The following is a 17,654-nucleotide window of genomic DNA, read 5'->3' as shown; positions in this document are numbered from 1 at the left end:
TTGGACAAGAATATGAAGATTCTCGTCGTTGACGATTTTTCAACAATGAGGCGTATCATCAAGAACTTGTTAAGAGACTTGGGTTTTAACAACACTCAGGAAGCAGATGACGGTTCGACGGCATTGCCTATGCTACAAAAAGGTGATTTTGACTTTGTCGTTACCGATTGGAATATGCCCGGTATGCAAGGGATTGATTTGTTGAAGGCAATTCGTGCTGACGATGACCTCAAACATATTCCAGTATTGATGGTAACTGCGGAAGCAAAAAGGGAACAGATCATTGCCGCGGCGCAGGCCGGTGTTAATGGTTATGTCGTGAAACCTTTTACTGCAGCGACATTGAAAGAGAAGTTAGACAAAATTTTCGAACGACTCGGTTAATCAAGGTTTAGCTATGCAGGCAGATACTTCAGGGCTGATTAGTTTAGCGCAGGCTAAGCAACTTGTTGAGTTGCTAGAAGCCAATGAACAGGCGCAGGCTGATGAGATAATTAAAGAGATAGCTAGTCCAATCCAAAAAGAGCTGTTTGATGAAGTAGGGCGTTTAACGCGTCAACTTCATAGCGCTATTGTGGATTTTCAGGTTGATGACCGTCTGGTCGAACTCGCAAATAGTGAGATTCCAGACGCGAAAGAACGTCTAAATTATGTTATCGACATGACAGAACAAGCAGCTAATAAGACGATGGATGCTGTAGAAGAGTCTCTGCCCCTTGCAGATGCCTTAACTCAGAATGTAAAAGCCGTTAAGCCATCTTGGGAAAGACTAATGAAGCGAGATCTTGAACTTCATGAGTTCAAAACCCTTTGTCATGATGTGCAGCAATTTATTGAACGAAGTGAATCGGATTCAAACCGCTTAAGAGAATTGTTAAATAACATATTGTTAGCACAAGATTTCCAAGATCTTACCGGGCAGATGATCCGTCGAGTCATTGAGTTAGTGCGTGAGGTTGAGAATAATTTAGTTTCTATGTTAACGGTGTTTGGTGAGCAACCCGCATCAGAAAAGCCCGTTAATAAAAACAAAAACGTAGAAGCAGAAGGTCCTATTATGAACGCAGAATTGCGTGATGATGTCGTGACGGGACAAGATGAAGTCGATGACTTACTGTCGAGTCTGGGTTTCTAAGTAGGAGTCATATTAATGTCCTTTGATGTTGATGAAGAGATACTGCAGGACTTTTTGATTGAGGCGGGTGAAATACTCGAACTCTTATCTGAACAGCTTGTTATGCTGGAAAATAATCCAGATGATACTGAACTGCTCAATGCCATTTTTCGTGGTTTCCATACCGTAAAAGGTGGTGCCGGCTTCCTAAGCCTTAGCCCTATGGTTGATGTCTGCCATGAGGCAGAGAACACGTTTGACCTTTTGCGAACCGGTAAGCGAAGCGTTACGGCAGAGCTTATGGATATTATTTTACAAGCGGTTGATGCGATTAATTCAATGTTTGCCGAAACTCAGGCCGGTCAGCAGCAAAGCCCTGCGGATGAGGATTTACTAGCAAACTTAAAGTTATTGAGTTCTGGTGCCGCTTTACCGTCTGAAATCGGTGAATCAACAGAGCCTCCTGCCGTTGAAGACTCAGGAGTTGAGCTTTTTGATGATCCTGAGCCAGATGTAAGTGTCGAACTTTTCGATGAGGTTGATGCGCCTGTCGTGACTTCAATTAGCGGTGAAGGCGATATTGATGATATCGATGAGTCCGAGTTCGAAGCGTTACTTGATGCGTTGCATGGAACGGGTAAAGGTCCCTCTATTGCAGAGAACGATAGTAGCAGCGTTTCGACGAGTAACAGCGACGACATCACTGATGATGAATTTGAATCCTTACTCGATGAGCTTCATGGTTCAGGCTCTTTTAAGGCTGCAACAACGCCAGTCGCTCCGGTTGCAAGTGTTCCAGAACCCACGGCACCTCCAGTAGATGCCGATGAAATAAGTGATGATGAGTTTGAAAAGCTACTCGATGAGCTGCATGGCTCTGGAGCGGGGCCAGGAATAAAAGCTCCTGCAACGCCTTCGAGTGCTGATAAGCCAGCGGTACCAGTTACACCTAAAGCTCAGGTTGCAGCCCCTGTAGTTAAAGCACCGTCAGTCGTTAAAGAAAAGGCTGCTGCTAAACCTCCGGCGGCCAATATGCCGCAAGCCGAAACGACCGTTAGGGTTGATACTTCTAGGTTAGATCAGATCATGAATATGGTCGGAGAGTTGGTATTGGTTCGTAATCGTTTACTGAGCCTTGGTATTTCTCGTGATGACGAAGATATGTCCAAAGCGTTGGCGAACCTTGATTTAGTCACTGCGGATTTGCAAGGCGCGGTGATGAAAACGCGCATGCAGCCTATCAAAAAAGTATTTGGACGTTTTCCTCGGGTTGTTCGTGATTTGGCTCGAAGTCTCAACAAAGAGATCGATCTGAGGATGATCGGTGAAGATACCGATCTAGATAAAAATTTAGTTGAAGCATTAGCCGATCCATTAGTTCACTTGGTGCGTAACTCGGTCGATCATGGTATTGAGATGCCCGATGAGCGAGAGGCTAATGGCAAATCACGTACAGGTACCATTACGTTATCTGCCAGCCAAGAGGGCGACCACATCCTGTTAAAAATTGAGGATGATGGTGCAGGGATGGATCCTGATAAGCTGAAACAAATAGCGATAAGCCGTGGCGTTCTCGATGAAGATGCGGCCGCTCGTATGTCTGATAGCGAAGCTTATAACTTAATCTTTGCTCCTGGGTTTTCAACCAAAGTAGAAATTTCTGATATATCGGGACGGGGTGTTGGTATGGACGTGGTGAAAACCCGTATTACTCAGCTCAACGGTACCGTGCATATCGATTCCCTTAAAGGTAAGGGAACCATTTTAGAAATTAAAGTACCGTTAACCTTGGCGATTATGCCTACTTTGATGGTTGAGGTTGCCAAGCAAGTATTTGCTTTGCCATTGTCGAGTGTGAGTGAAATCTTCCATCTTGATTTAACTAAAACCAACATTGTTGATGGCCAGCTTACGGTCATCGTCCGAGATAAAGCGGTGCCTCTATTCTACCTTGAGTATTGGTTAAGCCGAAAAGTTGTTAGCTTTAAGCATGGTGACAAAAAACATGGACATGTTGTCATTGTTCAACTTGGTACGATGCAGATCGGCTTTGTGGTTGATTCATTAATTGGACAAGAAGAAGTTGTGATTAAACCACTTGGTAGATTGCTTCATGGAACTCCAGGTATGGCCGGGGCGACCATCACGTCTGATGGTGGTATAGCACTAATATTAGATGTCCCTGGTTTGTTAAAGCACTACGCTAAGAATAAGAGATAGTCGCTTTTAAAATATAGTTGCATGACAGCTGAGCGTGTGTGTCAAGTTGGCACCACGCTCTGTTTATAATGATATTTTGCTGTCGATAGGAAATTGAATGGCCATTAAAGTATTAGTAGTTGACGATTCGAGTTTTTTTCGTCGAAGAGTTAGTGAAATCGTTGCCAAAGATCCTGATTTAGAGGTCATTGGTACAGCAACAAACGGAGCTGAAGCGGTAAAACTTGCACAGCAATTAAGGCCACAGGTTATCACTATGGATATTGAAATGCCTGTGATGGACGGTATTACTGCCGTGCGCGAGATCATGGCTAAATGTCCTACTCCGATATTGATGTTTTCCTCATTGACTCATGACGGTGCTAAAGCCACACTGGATGCGTTAGAAGCGGGGGCGTTGGATTTTTTACCTAAACGCTTCGAAGATATTGCCACCAATAAAGATGATGCGATTGTATTATTGCAGCAGCGTATAAAAGCCTTAGGTCGTCGTCGAGTCTATAGACCCATTACCCCAAGAACTCAGCCTTTAACAAATAGCCGTACAGCGACTCAACCAGCAAGAGAGATTTCTCAACCTGTTAGGCAACCAGTTAGAAGCGCCCCTCCGCAACGGGCGAGTGGAAAAAGCTACAAAATGCTCCTTATCGGGACCTCAACTGGAGGGCCCGTTGCACTACAAAAGATATTGACTAAGCTTCCCGCTAATTATCCGCACCCGATACTTTTGATTCAGCATATGCCAGCCGCATTTACTCCCGCCTTCGCTGCTCGTCTCAATGGTTTGTGTGCTATTGATGTGAAAGAGGCGCAAAATGGCGATCAATTACGATCTGGTTGCGCATATTTAGCGCCAGGTGGGATGCAGATGATGCTTGAGCGCGGCGGAGCGTATGGAAGGATTAAGATTATTCCAGGCACTTCAGATATGAATTATAAGCCCTGTGTTGATATCACCTTTGCGTCGGCGTCAAAATTGGTCGGTGGTGATACTTTAGCCGTTGTGCTTACCGGGATGGGGGCTGATGGACGCGAAGGCGCTAGAATGTTAAAAGCGGCCGGTGCAACGATTTGGGCTCAAGATGAAGCCAGTTGCGTTGTTTATGGCATGCCTCAAGCTGTGGCTTCGGCAGGCTTATCGAGCCAGTCCATTGCGCTGGATGATATGGCTGAGGCAATTATTAGAGAGAGCGGTCGTGGCTAGCGTCGATAAAAGTAACAGCATTTATATGGTGTTGTTGCTTTTTTTGCTGCTCATATCAACTATTGTCACCGGTTCTCTTTATCTGGATATGCGCCATAAAAATAGTTTACTTGAAGCTAGAATTGATCAGTTAGAAAAGAGTCAAGTCTTGTTGATGGTACCTGATGCTCAAGCACAGGCTTTAGCTGATTGGATGGCGAAAAATCCAGAGGTCACCCAGAGCTTAATTAAACAAGCAAAACCCGGCGTGCGAACGAGTGTTGAAATAGGGCCTGGTGTGGATAGCGATGAACCAACACTAGAAAGCGATACAGGTGAAAATCTTAGAGTTGCAACAAACGGTGACATCAGTAGTGCCACATCAGAGGCTAAACAAGATGTAAGTGATGTTGTTATCCCTATGAGAGCCTCTGTTGGCGACGATATGGCAAATAATGCCCAAACAGTGCTGTCGGAATCAGCTGCTGACGGCGTAAAAATCGATGAGCTTAGCAAGATAGAACTAATTAAGCTGTCTGAAGATAAAGATGGTGTTAAAGTTATTAGCCTACCTCATGGTGGCATTAGAGTGACAACACGCGAAGATAATTAGAATGATAAGCGATAGGTTGGACTATTTAAGGGGTTTTTGTTGAAGATCTGGACCATAGCAAACCAAAAAGGTGGCGTAGGCAAAACCACGACGGTTGCAAGTTTGGCCGGGGCTCTCGCCAAACGAGGTAAGCGTGTATTAATGATTGATACCGATCCTCATGCATCGTTAGGTTATTACCTTGGGATCGATTCAGAAGAAGTTCCTGTTTCCCTTTACGACCTTTTTTTAAGCCATAAATCATTTACTCGCGATACTGTATTAACTCATATAGTGCCGACAAAAGTTGAGGGGATTGATCTGCTTCCTGCAACAATGGCATTGGCGACCTTAGATCGCTCCCTTGGTCACCAAGGTGGGATGGGCTTGATCTTGAAGAAACTACTCTCCCTATTAGAAGCCGATTATGATATTGCTCTCATTGACTGTCCTCCTGTGCTTGGGGTGTTAATGGTTAATGCATTAGCAGCCAGTCAGCATATCATAGTGCCTGTGCAAACAGAGTTTTTAGCCATTAAGGGGTTGGATCGAATGGTCAAGACCATGACGTTAATGGGGCGTTCAAAAAATACGACATACAGTTATACGATTATTCCTACTATGTATGATAGAAGAACAAAAGCGTCACCTTCGGCACTGACTCAATTAAGCGAAGATTATGGTGATGTTTTGTGGCCCGATGTTATCCCTGTCGACACAAAATTTAGAGATGCGAGTTTAGCTCATTTACCTGCGTCGCATTATGCGGGTAATACTCGGGGCGTCAAAGCTTATGATCGGTTATTAGATTACTTGCTTTCCAAGGAGTTTGCTCATGTCAAACTCAGTTGATGAAGCGGTTTTTGATTATTTCGCGTTGTTGTTATCTGAGCCAGTTGCTGAAGATGAAAAGCGCGTAGCGACAGCCACTCAATCGGATCGATTATCATCAAATGCTGTAAATATACAAGTTGATGGTGGCGAGAGTCGGTTTGCCGTCGATGAAGCGCCAAAGACGCAAATGCAACCGACGGTTAAATCAACCGTAAATTTACCGCCACTGGCGAAGCATCAAGTAGAGCATCAACTTAATAAGAGTGCGTTAGAACAGCTTTTAGCACCGGTTACCGAAGCCGCGCCCTTAACCATTGAGTCCAAGACGGTAGTTGAAACCAAAGAGATTATTGACAGCGCTGCGAGGGTAACGTCGGTTTCTGACGAAAAAGTTGTGATTTCAACAACAAAACAAGCTGTTGCCGATGTTCAAATTAATGAAAAGATTAAAACTTCAGCTAGTATTAAAGTTGATAGTCAAGATATCGATCATTCTGAGTTAAAAACTGATGTTAAGCTTCAAACGCAAACAGGTGCAACGCCACCTGGTGTGACCGAGGGGCTTATTGATACATTAGATGAAGAGTTTCAGGTGTTGTTTTTCAAGGTTGCTGGCTTGACATTGGCAGTGCCGTTGGTGAATTTAGGTGGAATTGTAAAGTTAGAGCGCGTTAATCACATTATGGGTCGGCCTGCTTGGTATCATGGTGTTCAGACTCATAGAGATTCACAACTTAACATTGTCGATACTTGTGCTTGGGTAATGCCTGAAAAATATGACGATAAACTGGCGCAATCCGTTGATTACCAATATATTGTATTGTTAGAGGATAGTAATTGGGGATTGGCTTGTGAATCCTTGGTTAATTCAGTAAAAATTGTAAAATCAGAGGTTAACTGGCGCACCAAAGCGGGAAAACGTCCTTGGCTCGCTGGGGTGGTAAAACAACAGATGTGCGGCATACTTCACGTGCAAGCATTGATCGAGTTATTAAATTTAGGATTAGGTAGTCAGGACTCTATTGACTGAGGTTTTTATGGCAGATGCAAAAAACGTTGCGGCAGTAGCTGCGAGTAAAGACGATGAAGTGTTGCAATGGGTAACGTTTCGTTTAGATAATGAAACCTATGGCATTAATGTAATGCAGGTTCAGGAGGTTCTACGTTATACCGAAATCGCTCCAGTACCAGGTGCACCCCATTATGTTTTAGGGATCATCAACCTACGGGGTAATGTTGTTACAGTAATTGATACACGTTCTCGTTTTGGTTTAGCATCTTCTGATGTTGATGATTCTACACGAATAGTGATTATTGAAGCTGAAAAGCAGGTGATTGGTATTCTCGTGGATAGTGTTGCAGAGGTCGTTTATCTGCGCGGTTCTGAGATTGACAATGCACCAAACGTAGGCACGGAAGAAAGTGCTAAATTTATTCAAGGTGTTAGCAACCGTGACAATGAATTACTGATTCTGGTTGATTTAGATAAATTACTATCTGATGAAGAGTGGATGGAATTATCTCAGATATAGTTTGCAGTGATTTGCGTATGATTGCTGTGTTTAAAAGCCGTCGGTATTTACCGATGGCTTTTTAATTGTGATATTTCTAGTGAGTTTTGTTGTTTAAATAGAGTAGGGAAGTCTATGATTGGCGATGAAATGTTGATCGCGGCATTGTTGTACGTTATTGCCTGTTTGGGGCTTGTGTTATATCAACAAAAGCAGATAAGTAAATTAAGGACCAAGGTCGACGCATTAACACTGCTCGTTAAGGAGAGCGATCGCCAACGTGAAGTCGTTAAGCGTGAACTTCAGGAGCTTCGAACTGGTACTATCGGTGTTGGTCGTCGAATGTTGGAACTAGAAAAACGTGTGGTAAAACAAGATGCGCGTATCGATGAGACTAGCCAGCAAGATCCTCAAGCACGACTTTACTCAAGAGCAATGAAAATGGTCGAGTTAGGTGCCGGTGTTGATGAGTTAGTTAAAGAGTGTGAATTGCCGAAAGCGGAAGCTGAACTACTACTTAGACTACATCGTAAAGCTTAGGATACTAAGTCGTTGTATTTAGGGTTTACAAGGATTAGACCTCTTCCATAATCTTTTTATGCATGTTATCCCATCTTTCTGGGAACTTGCCATCTAACATGTAGGCAAATGCGATAAGTTCGGCGATCAATAGATAGAGTTCTTTCGGGATCTCTTCGCCGATCTCTAGCTTCTGTAAAAAGTTGCTCAAATTTGTATCTTGATGGATATAGATCCCAGCCTCTTTGGCTAAGGCGATGATCTCCTCTGCAATTAAATCCTCTCCTTTTGCCGTGATCGTTGGTGCCGAACTGTCATTATAACGCAGCGCCGCTGCCTGCTTCGGTTTCTTACCTTCTGAGTCCATTTTTGAATATTGGTCATTTGACATTAGCTTATCCTATCGCTTTATTATGCTTTAATTTTAACAAGGTAATGCTCACCAGGTAGTAAGCTTCCTGGCACTTTTGCTTTATGGGTGACAATATTGTCAGTAACAAGGCCGATAGCGGAAATTTTCTGAGAAAGTGGCGTGAGTTTATTGCTCACTTGAGACAATAGCTTGTCACTATCAGAAGTAAATCCAAGTTTGAGTCTATTTTTGTTTACTTCGGCATTAATTAAGATGGCACCGAGGGTTAAATTAAATTTGAGCTGTAAACGCCAATGCTGGTTTTTGGCGTCTGCTTCTTTGTTCTGTTCGAAGTGGCCCTCTAGCTCTTCTTGTCGACTATCCAACATATAGGGGAGGGTGAAATACCAGTTAGTGGCTTGGGTTGTGTCACTGCTCGCTTGTTGGTAAAGCGTAAGACCGGAAATTAACTTGCCCATTACATCACCAGTGTTAGCCTTATCTAATAGATTCAATAGGGGCGAACGCATCCCTAACTTTTGTTGTAACTGATTTAGATACTGATTTAACTGATTAGTATTAGACTGTTGATGTTGCCGACCTAAAAGGAGCTGAAATAAGATACCTATCGTACTACTGTGGCTGCTCGTTGCTAATTTTGGCAAGGAGGATGACACGATTGACGCTGCAATACTATCGACGAGTTCCTGTTGCAATACAGTTGGCGTAGCCAATTCTCCCAGTGGCCTAGGAAAAGCCAAAGGTTGAATTTGCTGGAGTAATGAGAGTAGTGACCGTTTACTTATCAGTTGGCCGCTATCTGCATTTGGCAGGCTTTTATCAGCAATAAGATTTAGTGCTTGATTGAGGCCTCGATGCATCGCTTTAGTGTCACTCGCACTTACATCTGCACTTCCCAGTGTTAGTTTGTTTGATAATGACTGGCTTGTGTCCGTTGGCATATTTATCTGCTGCAAGCCGATCTTTGTTACTAAGGACGTTGTCAATGCCGCAGTAATAGGCGTTGATAAGGCTTGCGTATTGATATTATTTATCATTTTAAACAACAGAGTTTGCGACAACCCTGCAATTTGAGATGTTTCAGGCCTATAAGCCTGTCGACCTTGCGCCACTGAAGGGGGAGATTCAGTTGGCACAGAAAGCACCATTCTATTGCTGAGTTGCTTAATTATCGGATCAGATATGATTGTGTCAGTAAGGCTGGTTTGCAGCCGTTGCGAATTTAAACCAAGAAACTGTTTTGGTATTAGGTTTTGAGGCGTTTGTAACGTGAAAGCTGTCGGTGCCTCTAAAGGTTTAGCTAGAGTGGCTAGTTGCTGCTGTGTGAGCGAGTATTTACCAAGGTTATGAAGCAGCTGTCCGTATCCGCTTACGAGCGACATTTTCTGTGTTAATGATGTTGCAATACCATCGTTACTGATGACTCTTTCTAGCTGGCCTTGCTCACCGGTAAGTGTAATAGGTATCTGAGCTAATCTTGGTGTTAATGCTAACTGTAAGTCTCCCTTTATACTCATTAAGCTTGCTGAGTAGCTTCCATCGAGTACTTGTCCCTGAGGCAGTCTAAATTGTATTGATGGTGGTATGGACACCAAATTATTAATGATTTTTGCTTCACCAATTGGATAGCCTTGTACTCTCTCTGCTAAATTGATTAGCTGAGCCATCGAAATATTATTGCCTTTTATGTAGGCCAGCAAAGTTCTGGGTAAGTCTACGGTTTTTGTCGTGCCGATCACTTGCAATAGTCCTTTAAGTTCGTCTGCTGTAATGGACTGTGTCGCAAGTTGCACCGTTGATGAAGGCTGATCGGCGGACGCTTTTAACAGTTGGCGATCTGAAGCTTGTTGATAATCGATTGTCAGTGTCTGTTTGTTTAGAACGATTGAATCTTTAAGCTCTGTAAATTGAATATTAACAGGGATTAGTTTATCTGGTTGTGGAGTTTGAGACAGCTGAAATGAATGCCCTGCGGGAGCCGATCCTTGGGTGATGTTTAGGTTTTGTTCACTCACAACGTGACTCCATTTAAATGGGGTTGATTAATACATTTTACAAATTTCAATTTGACCTCGCGAATATGACGAGTATCCTTGTCGGTCTCAAAATGAAAATCAAACTGTGTAGTCTAGTATCACCTATATCGTCATTAAATGCTTCTGACTTTAACTGCGGTGATATTAATTAGGAACTAAAGCTATATGAAGTTTAAATGGATTGCGTTAAGTCTACTTATCATAGGGGCGCCGATTGCGGCTCAAACAGTAGAACAAGGCGATGAAATTGCTAAGGATAGCAGTACTAAAGAAGTTAGCATTGTTTATAATGATCCCCGAGACCCAATCGAAGGCTTTAACCGAGCTATGTGGGATTTTAACTATCAGTTTATGGATAGGTATATTTATCGGCCAGTAGCCCATAGCTATAATGACTATCTACCTCGTCCCGTGAAGACTGGGGTTAGTAACTTTGTCTTGAACTTTGACGAACCTAGTTCTCTTGTCAATAACGCTTTACAAGGCAAGTGGGGATGGGCAGCAAATGCTGGCGGTCGGTTTACCATCAATACTACTATTGGTCTTTTGGGCGTCATTGATGTTGCAGATATGATTGGATTGTCACGAAAACAAGATCAATTCAATGAGGTCTTAGGTTATTACGGTGTTCCTAATGGTCCCTATTTTATGGCGCCGTTTCTTGGACCTTATGTTACCAGAGAGTTAGCATCTGATTGGATTGATAGTCTATATTTTCCATTGTCAGATTTAACCATCTGGCAGTCTTTAGCTAAATGGGGGCTGAAAAATTTGCATAAACGTGCCTCTGCTATCGATCAAGAGCGGCTTGTCGATAATGCCTTAGACCCCTACACTTTCGTAAAGGAAGCCTATATCCAGTATCTTGATTATAAAGTTTATGATGGTGATGTGCCTGTATCGACTGATGATGACGAACTGCTTGATGAGTATATGAAAGAGCTTGATTAGTTTTAAAGGTGATGCATGATTTGATCAACTTTGAACGAACGGCGTGGCAATTGATATTGCTTACAATCGTATAGGGATATACTAGATTAGTTTACTTTGCCTCACGAGCAAAGTATGAGGAAGCTTAATGGCGTTAGAAGATCTAGTGATATTGTTGGTCGAAGACGATCCGGTCTTTCGCAGCGTTGTTGCGGCATTTTTATCGAGTAGAGGTGCTACTGTCGTTGAAGCCGATGATGGCCAACAAGGGCTGGAGCGATTTTGCCAGCGTGATTTCGATATCGTTCTCGCCGATTTAAGTATGCCAATCTTAGGTGGTTTGGACATGCTTAAACAGATGATTAAGCGTAAACCTAGCACGCTGTGTATTGTCGTTTCAGGCAATCAAGTGATGGCTGATGTCGTTGAGGCTCTTCGGGTGGGGGCGTGTGACTATTTAGTTAAGCCTGTCAATGACCTTTGTCTAATCGAAAATGCAATTCATCAGTGTTTAGGTGGCGCACATCAGCAAGATGTTCAACTCGACGATCTTGAAGAACTCTCATATCAAGAGCTCGAGGAACATCTTGCGTTGTTAGAGCAAAATGCCGAAGCAGCCAAGAGCGTGCAACAACAGCTTTTCCCGCCATCAGAAATAGACTATCCCAAAGCTAAGATCGACTACAGCCTTTTCAAAAATGATGATGTTAGTGCTTATTTTATTGATAGCGCTAGTGTCGGCGATCAATACTTAATAATGTATATGGCGCATTTTCATCCACAAGATAATCGTTGCGCATTTGCAAGTGTTCTGCTTAAAAGCTTTGTTAATCAGAAGCTTAAATTGTTTAGAAATAGCAATACGCAAACCGTTATAGAACCATTCAACATGCTTAGTTATCTTAATGAGCGTATGAGTAAATCAGGTTTAAATATCTATGTGGATATTGTCTATGTGGTGCTAGAACTCAGTCACTTTAGAGCGTCTATTGCACAAGCGGGCAAAGGACTTCGTTGTTACATCCGTAATGAAGAGGGATTATTACCGCTAGCAATGCCTGATTCGCTCCAGATTGGGGTTTTAGAGTGGGGACAACCTAGCACTCAATTTAGAAATTTAATGCCTGGAGAAAGCCTGTGTATTATCTCTAGTATTCCTGAGCATAAAGAGATGTTGCTCTGCAATGAGTTTCTCGGCCTCACATATCAAACGACGATTGCGCCAGGTGGTTATGTACAAATGAGTTTTTAGCGACAAGACTGCAGGCGCTGAGACATAAACTGCATAAATAAAAACGCCTCACTACAAATAGTGAGGCGTTTTTCATTCTACAAATCTAGCAACTTATCTTTTAATCGCTTCATGCTCTGCAGTAATCGCGATCTCTTCTTCCAGAGCTTCTTCTTCGGTATGGTGACCGTCTTCAGCACCATGCATCCAGTCGACTAGCTTGTCTGACATGAAATAAAGAATGACACCAGAAAGTGCAGCAGTAATCGCAATACCAGCGAAGATAGACATAGCGTTTGCAAGTTGCTCTTCCTTAGCACCACCGTGGCCGATGAATGAACCTACAACACCACCAATTTTGTTAGCAGCGGCAACGAATAGGAACCATGCACCCATCATCAAAGATGCGATACGCAGTGGAGCCAGTTTGGTCACCATAGACAGCCCGATAGGCGATAGGCAGAGTTCACCCATAGTATGGAAGAAGTAGGCACCGACTAACCACCACATGCTTGATTTAGCACTAGCGTCACCGCCCATTTCAAGTACAGCACCAATCATGAATAGGAAACCAATACCCAGTAGGATAAGACCTAAAGCGAATTTAACCGGTGAGTTCGGTTCATTTTTACCTAAGCGGATCCAGATTGAAGCCACTACCGGTGCAAAAATAACGATGAACATAGCGTTCAATGACTGGAACCAAGTTGTTGGTACTTCCCATGAACCGATCATTCGGTCGGTGAAGTCATTAGTGAATAAGTTCATCAAGCCGCCAGCTTGCTCGAAGCCTGCCCAGAAAATGATCGTGAACAAACCCATGATCATGATAACTTTAATGCGATCACGCTCTACTTTGGTCAGTGGCTCTTTACGAATTTCACCACGCTCGGCCGCTTTTTCTTTCTCAAGTTGCGCTGCTGGTACGCGGCCAATATCACCAAGTAACTTTTGTGCGAATACAAATTGAATGATTAATGACAATACCATACCAATACCAGCACATAGGAAACCAGCTTGGAAGTTACCGTCAAAATAGGCAACGACAGAGCCTACGATAATACCCGATAGGAATGCACCAACGTTGATACCCATGTAGAAGATAGTGAATGCACCATCACGTCGATGATCGCCTTCTTCATACAGATCGCCCACCATGGTAGAGATATTAGGCTTAAATAAACCGTTACCTAAAATAAGTACGCCTAAACCGACATAGAACACTTCCGTTTCCATACCTTGAACCCACGCATGAGGGGTACCAAGAATGAATTGGCCTGCGGCCATTAATGCGCCACCAATAACAATGGCCTTACGCTGGCCTAAATAGGTATCAGCTAACCAACCACCGATGAGCGGGGTTAAGTAAACAAGGCCTGTAAATGTTCCGTAGAGCGAAAGTGCATCGGCTTGGGTCCAACCCAATCCATGACCACCTTGCGATTGAACAGCGTCGACCAGATATAAAACCAAAATCGCACGCATTGCGTAATAACTGAATCGTTCCCATAATTCTGTTGTAAATAACAGGAATAATCCCTTAGGATGCCCGAGCATCGTACCTTGGGGTTTAGCTACGCTCATGTAAGTCTTCCACCTTCAGCTTGTGATTGCCTACATAAAAATATATGTAGAAAAATTTGTTGTTGCGAGTATTACCATATCTTAACGACAAAAAAGCCTGATGCTTTTAACTGATTGATTTTATTTGTAAAAATCTAAGTTTCGAGGTGGCTTAATTGTTGTAGATTTTTGTTATATTTTAATATTTAGGGTGTAAAATTGTTTTAAACCCACCTTATATACCCTTTTAATAAGACAAAAGTCAATTTGATTGGTCCAAGTGGCGAGGATTTGAACACAGGAGGGGTTGCAAATTTAATATATTCGCTATTGCTAAAAATCTATCTTACTAATAAGTTCAGCTGAACCTTAGATAAGTTGCCCTATGTCATGATTGAGGCTTATGGCGTTTAACTCCTACTCAATCGCTAGGTTAGTTTGTATATGTTTTGTTGGGGTTTTGGATGCTGTCAATTTAAGTGTATTTTGTTAACACTGCGTAATTAGGGTTGTTTGAATGGTTCTTATACTGTACTGAAGCCATTAAAGGCGTATAATCACCCCGAATTTTTAGTTATTAATTTTGATGGTTTCAGTTTTGAGGCTTCAAAGTTGGTAATAGTTTCATCGATTTTTTGGGAAATATTAAGGTGATATCCTCAATTCGGGATTCACCCCAATTTTAGCCTGAGTCCTTACCCAAAGGAACTGGTTGTAAGTACGATTATCGGAGAGTTGTGGTGTTGCAAAAAGTGAAGAAACTAATCATCGTTAGCATGAGTATTTTATGTTTGATAAGTGGAGTGGCGCATGCAGTCACTCCCTCACCGCAGATGATAGAGCAATTCAAGAAGCTACCCAAGGCTGAACAACAGCGTGTAGCGAAACAATATGGACTTGATCCTGCAATGCTTACCTCTAGTCCACAAACCTCTCAGAATGGATTTGATGATCAGCCAATTATAAATCCAAGAGAAGTGGAGGATGAAAAAGCTAAAGAGTTAAAAGAACAGCAGCTCGTTGTAGAAGAGGTTGCTCAATTCCTTAAAGATCAAAAAGATAAAGATACAAAAAAATTACAGCCATATGGATATGACCTGTTTGAAGGTGAGCCTACTACTTTCGCTCCCGTATCGGATATTCCTGTACCTGGTGAGTATCTGGTGGGCCCTGGTGACAATATCAAGGTACAGCTTTATGGTAAAGAGAATAAAGAGTATGACTTGGTTATCGGCCGTGATGGCAATATTCAATTCCCTGAGTTGGGACCCATATCTGTATTAGGTTTGAAGTTTGAAGACCTACGCAAAACAATCTCTGCGCGCATTAAGCAGCAGATGATAGGTGTTGAATCTAGTATCACTATGGGTGAGCTTCGTTCTATACGGATTTTTGTTGCTGGTGATGCGTATAAGCCTGGGTCATATACTGTATCCAGTCTTTCTACAATAACCCAAGCACTGTTTGTCGCAGGAGGTATTGCTGAAATTGGATCGTTAAGAAACATTCAATTAAAACGTAAAGGTAAGCTTATAGGGACATTAGACCTTTATGATCTGTTGATGCGCGGTGATGCTTCGAACGACATGCGGTTGCGCTCTGGTGATGTTGTGTTTATTCCCTCGGTTGGTGGTCTGGTATCTGTAGATGGTGAAGTTCGACGCCCGGCTATCTATGAGCTTAAAGGTACAGAGTCCATAGGGAGCGTTATTTCCATGGCCGGTGGTCTTAAAAGTGGCGCCTATCCGAGAAGCAGCAGTATCGAACGTTACAATAAGCAAGGCTTGAAAACCATAAAAAATGTGGATTTAACAAGTGAAAAAGGTATGTCCACGGAGGCCAAAGCTGGCGATGTTATCAAAGTGAAAACTGCGACATCTCAATACGAAGATGCCATAACAGTAGCTGGTGCTGTTATTCGTCCAGGTAAATATCAATGGTATCAAGGGCAAAAAATAAGTGATTTACTTCCATCTATCTGGGGTGATCTTCAGCCGTCAGCAGATCTCGACTATGCGATTATTATCAGAGAACTTAATAAGCATGGTGATATCGAGGTTCATCAATTTGCACCATCCAGCGCGATAATTGATAAATCAGATAATCAGAACTTAGAGCTAAACCCTCGAGACATAGTCATCATATTTAATTTTAGTGATGATGCTCAAAATCGCTTCGAACTTAATAAACTCGTTAGAGAAAGAGTTGAAAAAGTGGTTCAACTGGTTGGTGATGATTCACTTTCAAAAGATCTATTTAAGGTTGGTTTCTCTCAGTTAGAAAATCAAAAATTACGCAATCGCAGCCAACTTGGTGGTGTGGTTGTTAATAATGAACAAGTTGATGATGATGATGATGCGTTAGCGGTAAAAGGTGAAGTTAATAGGATGATGGCGAACCTATTTGAAGATCCTGAGCTCCTTCAACTCAGTGGATTAATGAACCGTAGTGAGCTACTTTACCCCATAATAATGAGACTAAACCATCAAAGTCGTTCTGGTGAGGGGGTGCCGATAGTTGCAATTAAGGGGCAGGTTTTTCATGAAGGAATCTATCCTCTTGCGGTTAATGCCAAGATTGCTGACGCAATCAAAGCCGCTGGTGGTCTTAAAGAGGGGGCCTATACTGCTAGAGCAGAACTGACACGTACTGTTACTGCTGCTGATGGCTCGACTATAGCACATCAAAATATTGAACTTTTGGAAGCTTTAAATGGTGAGTCAAGTGCCAATCTGCCTTTAAAAGAACGGGATATTATTACTGTAATGACAACGCCTGAATGGCAAGAAAATAAGTCAGTCGAAATCCGTGGTGAGGTGCTTTTCCCTGGGGTCTATAACATTCGACGCGGAGAAACCCTTAAAGACGTTGTAGAAAGAGCTGGTGGTTTTACTAGTTTTGCTTATCTTCCTTCTGCAGTATTTGTTCGTGAGTCGGTTCGACTTCAAGAGCAACTTGAAATTAAAAAATTAGCTGATCAGCTACGCAGAGATATTGCTACTCGTGGTGTATCGAAAGACGGTGATGTTGTCAATTATGCCGATGCCCAAATGATGCTAACCGATCTCGAAAACATCGAGGCTGTAGGGCGTTTGGTTGTAGACCTTTCGGCTATATCGATTGGTATAGACGAAGCGGATATACAATTAGAAGATGCTGATGTACTTTATGTACCATCAACCAAGCAAACTATTGCAGTAATGGGAGAGGTTCAGCACGCAGCGACGCATCGATATAAAAAGGGTTTAACACTTGATCAGTATCTAAATATGTCAGGTGGTGTCAGAGAACGTGCTGATGATGGTAGAACTTATATCGTCAAAGCGAATGGCTCGGTCATGTTGCCCAGTCGTTCAATGTGGTTTAGTAATGGAGATCAGCTACAACCTGGAGACACCATTATTGTGCCGTTGGATACCGAATACAAAGATAGCCTGACTCTTTGGACCCAAGTGACCAGTATCATTTATAATACAGCGGTCGCATTTGCTTCAATCTCGAATATCAAATAGAAATGGTAGTTGTAATACATTAATAATTATATTGAA

Annotated in this window: 15 protein-coding genes; 12 read left to right on the top strand and 3 right to left on the bottom strand. The window is 42.6% G+C overall.

Going from position 1 to position 17,654, the window contains the following annotated elements; translation table 11 throughout:
* The 9 genes from cheY (at position 1) to K0I62_RS12855 (ending at position 7,994) form a co-directional block, all read left to right on the top strand.
* Positions 1-384: a chemotaxis response regulator CheY gene (gene cheY, locus K0I62_RS12895; RefSeq protein WP_081953870.1), complete on the top strand. Its 384-nt coding sequence runs from the start codon at positions 1-3 to the stop codon at positions 382-384.
* Positions 385-397: 13 nt separating this feature from the next.
* The gene (locus tag K0I62_RS12890) at positions 398-1,135 is read left to right on the top strand and encodes a protein phosphatase CheZ (protein ID WP_220068507.1); all 738 of its coding nucleotides are present in this window, start codon (positions 398-400) and stop codon (positions 1,133-1,135) included.
* Between the two features lie 15 nt (positions 1,136-1,150).
* Positions 1,151-3,334, top strand: a complete 2,184-nt coding sequence (locus tag K0I62_RS12885; protein ID WP_220068506.1) for a chemotaxis protein CheA — start codon at positions 1,151-1,153, stop codon at positions 3,332-3,334.
* 97 nt (positions 3,335-3,431) lie between these two features.
* Positions 3,432-4,538 carry a protein-glutamate methylesterase/protein-glutamine glutaminase gene (locus K0I62_RS12880; RefSeq protein ID WP_220068505.1) on the top strand — a complete coding sequence of 369 codons (1,107 nt, stop codon included), beginning with the start codon at positions 3,432-3,434 and terminating at the stop codon, positions 4,536-4,538.
* The gene (locus K0I62_RS12875) at positions 4,531-5,130 is read left to right on the top strand and encodes a hypothetical protein (RefSeq protein ID WP_220068504.1); all 600 of its coding nucleotides are present in this window, start codon (positions 4,531-4,533) and stop codon (positions 5,128-5,130) included. Before K0I62_RS12880 ends, K0I62_RS12875 begins: the two co-directional genes overlap by 8 nt.
* 39 nt (positions 5,131-5,169) lie before the next feature.
* Entirely contained in the window at positions 5,170-5,961 is a 792-nt protein-coding gene (locus K0I62_RS12870; RefSeq protein WP_220068503.1) for a ParA family protein, read from the top strand.
* Positions 5,945-6,973, top strand: coding sequence for a chemotaxis protein CheW (locus K0I62_RS12865; RefSeq protein ID WP_220068502.1), 1,029 nt, complete (start codon positions 5,945-5,947; stop codon positions 6,971-6,973). The genes K0I62_RS12870 and K0I62_RS12865 overlap by 17 nt, the downstream gene beginning before the upstream one ends.
* Positions 6,974-6,980: 7 nt before the next feature.
* Positions 6,981-7,475, top strand: a complete 495-nt coding sequence (locus tag K0I62_RS12860; RefSeq protein ID WP_220068501.1) for a chemotaxis protein CheW — start codon at positions 6,981-6,983, stop codon at positions 7,473-7,475.
* 117 nt (positions 7,476-7,592) lie between these two features.
* A complete protein-coding gene (locus K0I62_RS12855) occupies positions 7,593-7,994 on the top strand; it encodes a DUF2802 domain-containing protein (RefSeq protein WP_220071380.1) in 402 nt (133 codons plus the stop codon).
* Between the two features lie 34 nt (positions 7,995-8,028).
* Here K0I62_RS12855 and K0I62_RS12850 read toward each other — a convergent pair whose 3' ends face one another.
* Together K0I62_RS12850 and K0I62_RS12845 are read right to left on the bottom strand one after the other, a co-directional pair.
* Positions 8,029-8,340, bottom strand: coding sequence for an EscU/YscU/HrcU family type III secretion system export apparatus switch protein (locus tag K0I62_RS12850; RefSeq protein WP_220071379.1), 312 nt, complete (start codon positions 8,338-8,340; stop codon positions 8,029-8,031).
* 44 nt (positions 8,341-8,384) lie between these two features.
* Positions 8,385-10,361, bottom strand: a complete 1,977-nt coding sequence (locus K0I62_RS12845) for a hypothetical protein (RefSeq protein ID WP_220068500.1) — start codon at positions 10,359-10,361, stop codon at positions 8,385-8,387.
* 186 nt (positions 10,362-10,547) lie between these two features.
* Between K0I62_RS12845 and K0I62_RS12840 the strand changes: the two genes are divergently transcribed.
* Both K0I62_RS12840 and K0I62_RS12835 read left to right on the top strand, forming a co-directional pair.
* Positions 10,548-11,333, top strand: a complete 786-nt coding sequence (locus K0I62_RS12840; protein ID WP_220068499.1) for an MlaA family lipoprotein — start codon at positions 10,548-10,550, stop codon at positions 11,331-11,333.
* 127 nt (positions 11,334-11,460) lie between these two features.
* Positions 11,461-12,564: a response regulator gene (locus K0I62_RS12835; RefSeq protein ID WP_220068498.1), complete on the top strand. Its 1,104-nt coding sequence runs from the start codon at positions 11,461-11,463 to the stop codon at positions 12,562-12,564.
* 93 nt (positions 12,565-12,657) lie between these two features.
* On the opposite strand, the gene K0I62_RS12830 is transcribed toward K0I62_RS12835, so the two are convergent.
* Positions 12,658-14,127 carry a peptide MFS transporter gene (locus tag K0I62_RS12830; protein ID WP_220068497.1) on the bottom strand — a complete coding sequence of 490 codons (1,470 nt, stop codon included), beginning with the start codon at positions 14,125-14,127 and terminating at the stop codon, positions 12,658-12,660.
* Positions 14,128-14,846: 719 nt separating this feature from the next.
* Between K0I62_RS12830 and K0I62_RS12825 the strand changes: the two genes are divergently transcribed.
* Positions 14,847-17,618: an SLBB domain-containing protein gene (locus K0I62_RS12825; protein WP_220068496.1), complete on the top strand. Its 2,772-nt coding sequence runs from the start codon at positions 14,847-14,849 to the stop codon at positions 17,616-17,618.
* Positions 17,619-17,654 lie beyond the last annotated feature (36 nt).

The sequence above is a fragment of the Shewanella psychrotolerans genome (assembly GCF_019457595.1).
Taxonomy (GTDB): domain Bacteria; phylum Pseudomonadota; class Gammaproteobacteria; order Enterobacterales; family Shewanellaceae; genus Shewanella; species Shewanella psychrotolerans.
This window is presented reverse-complemented; position numbering and strand designations above follow the sequence as displayed.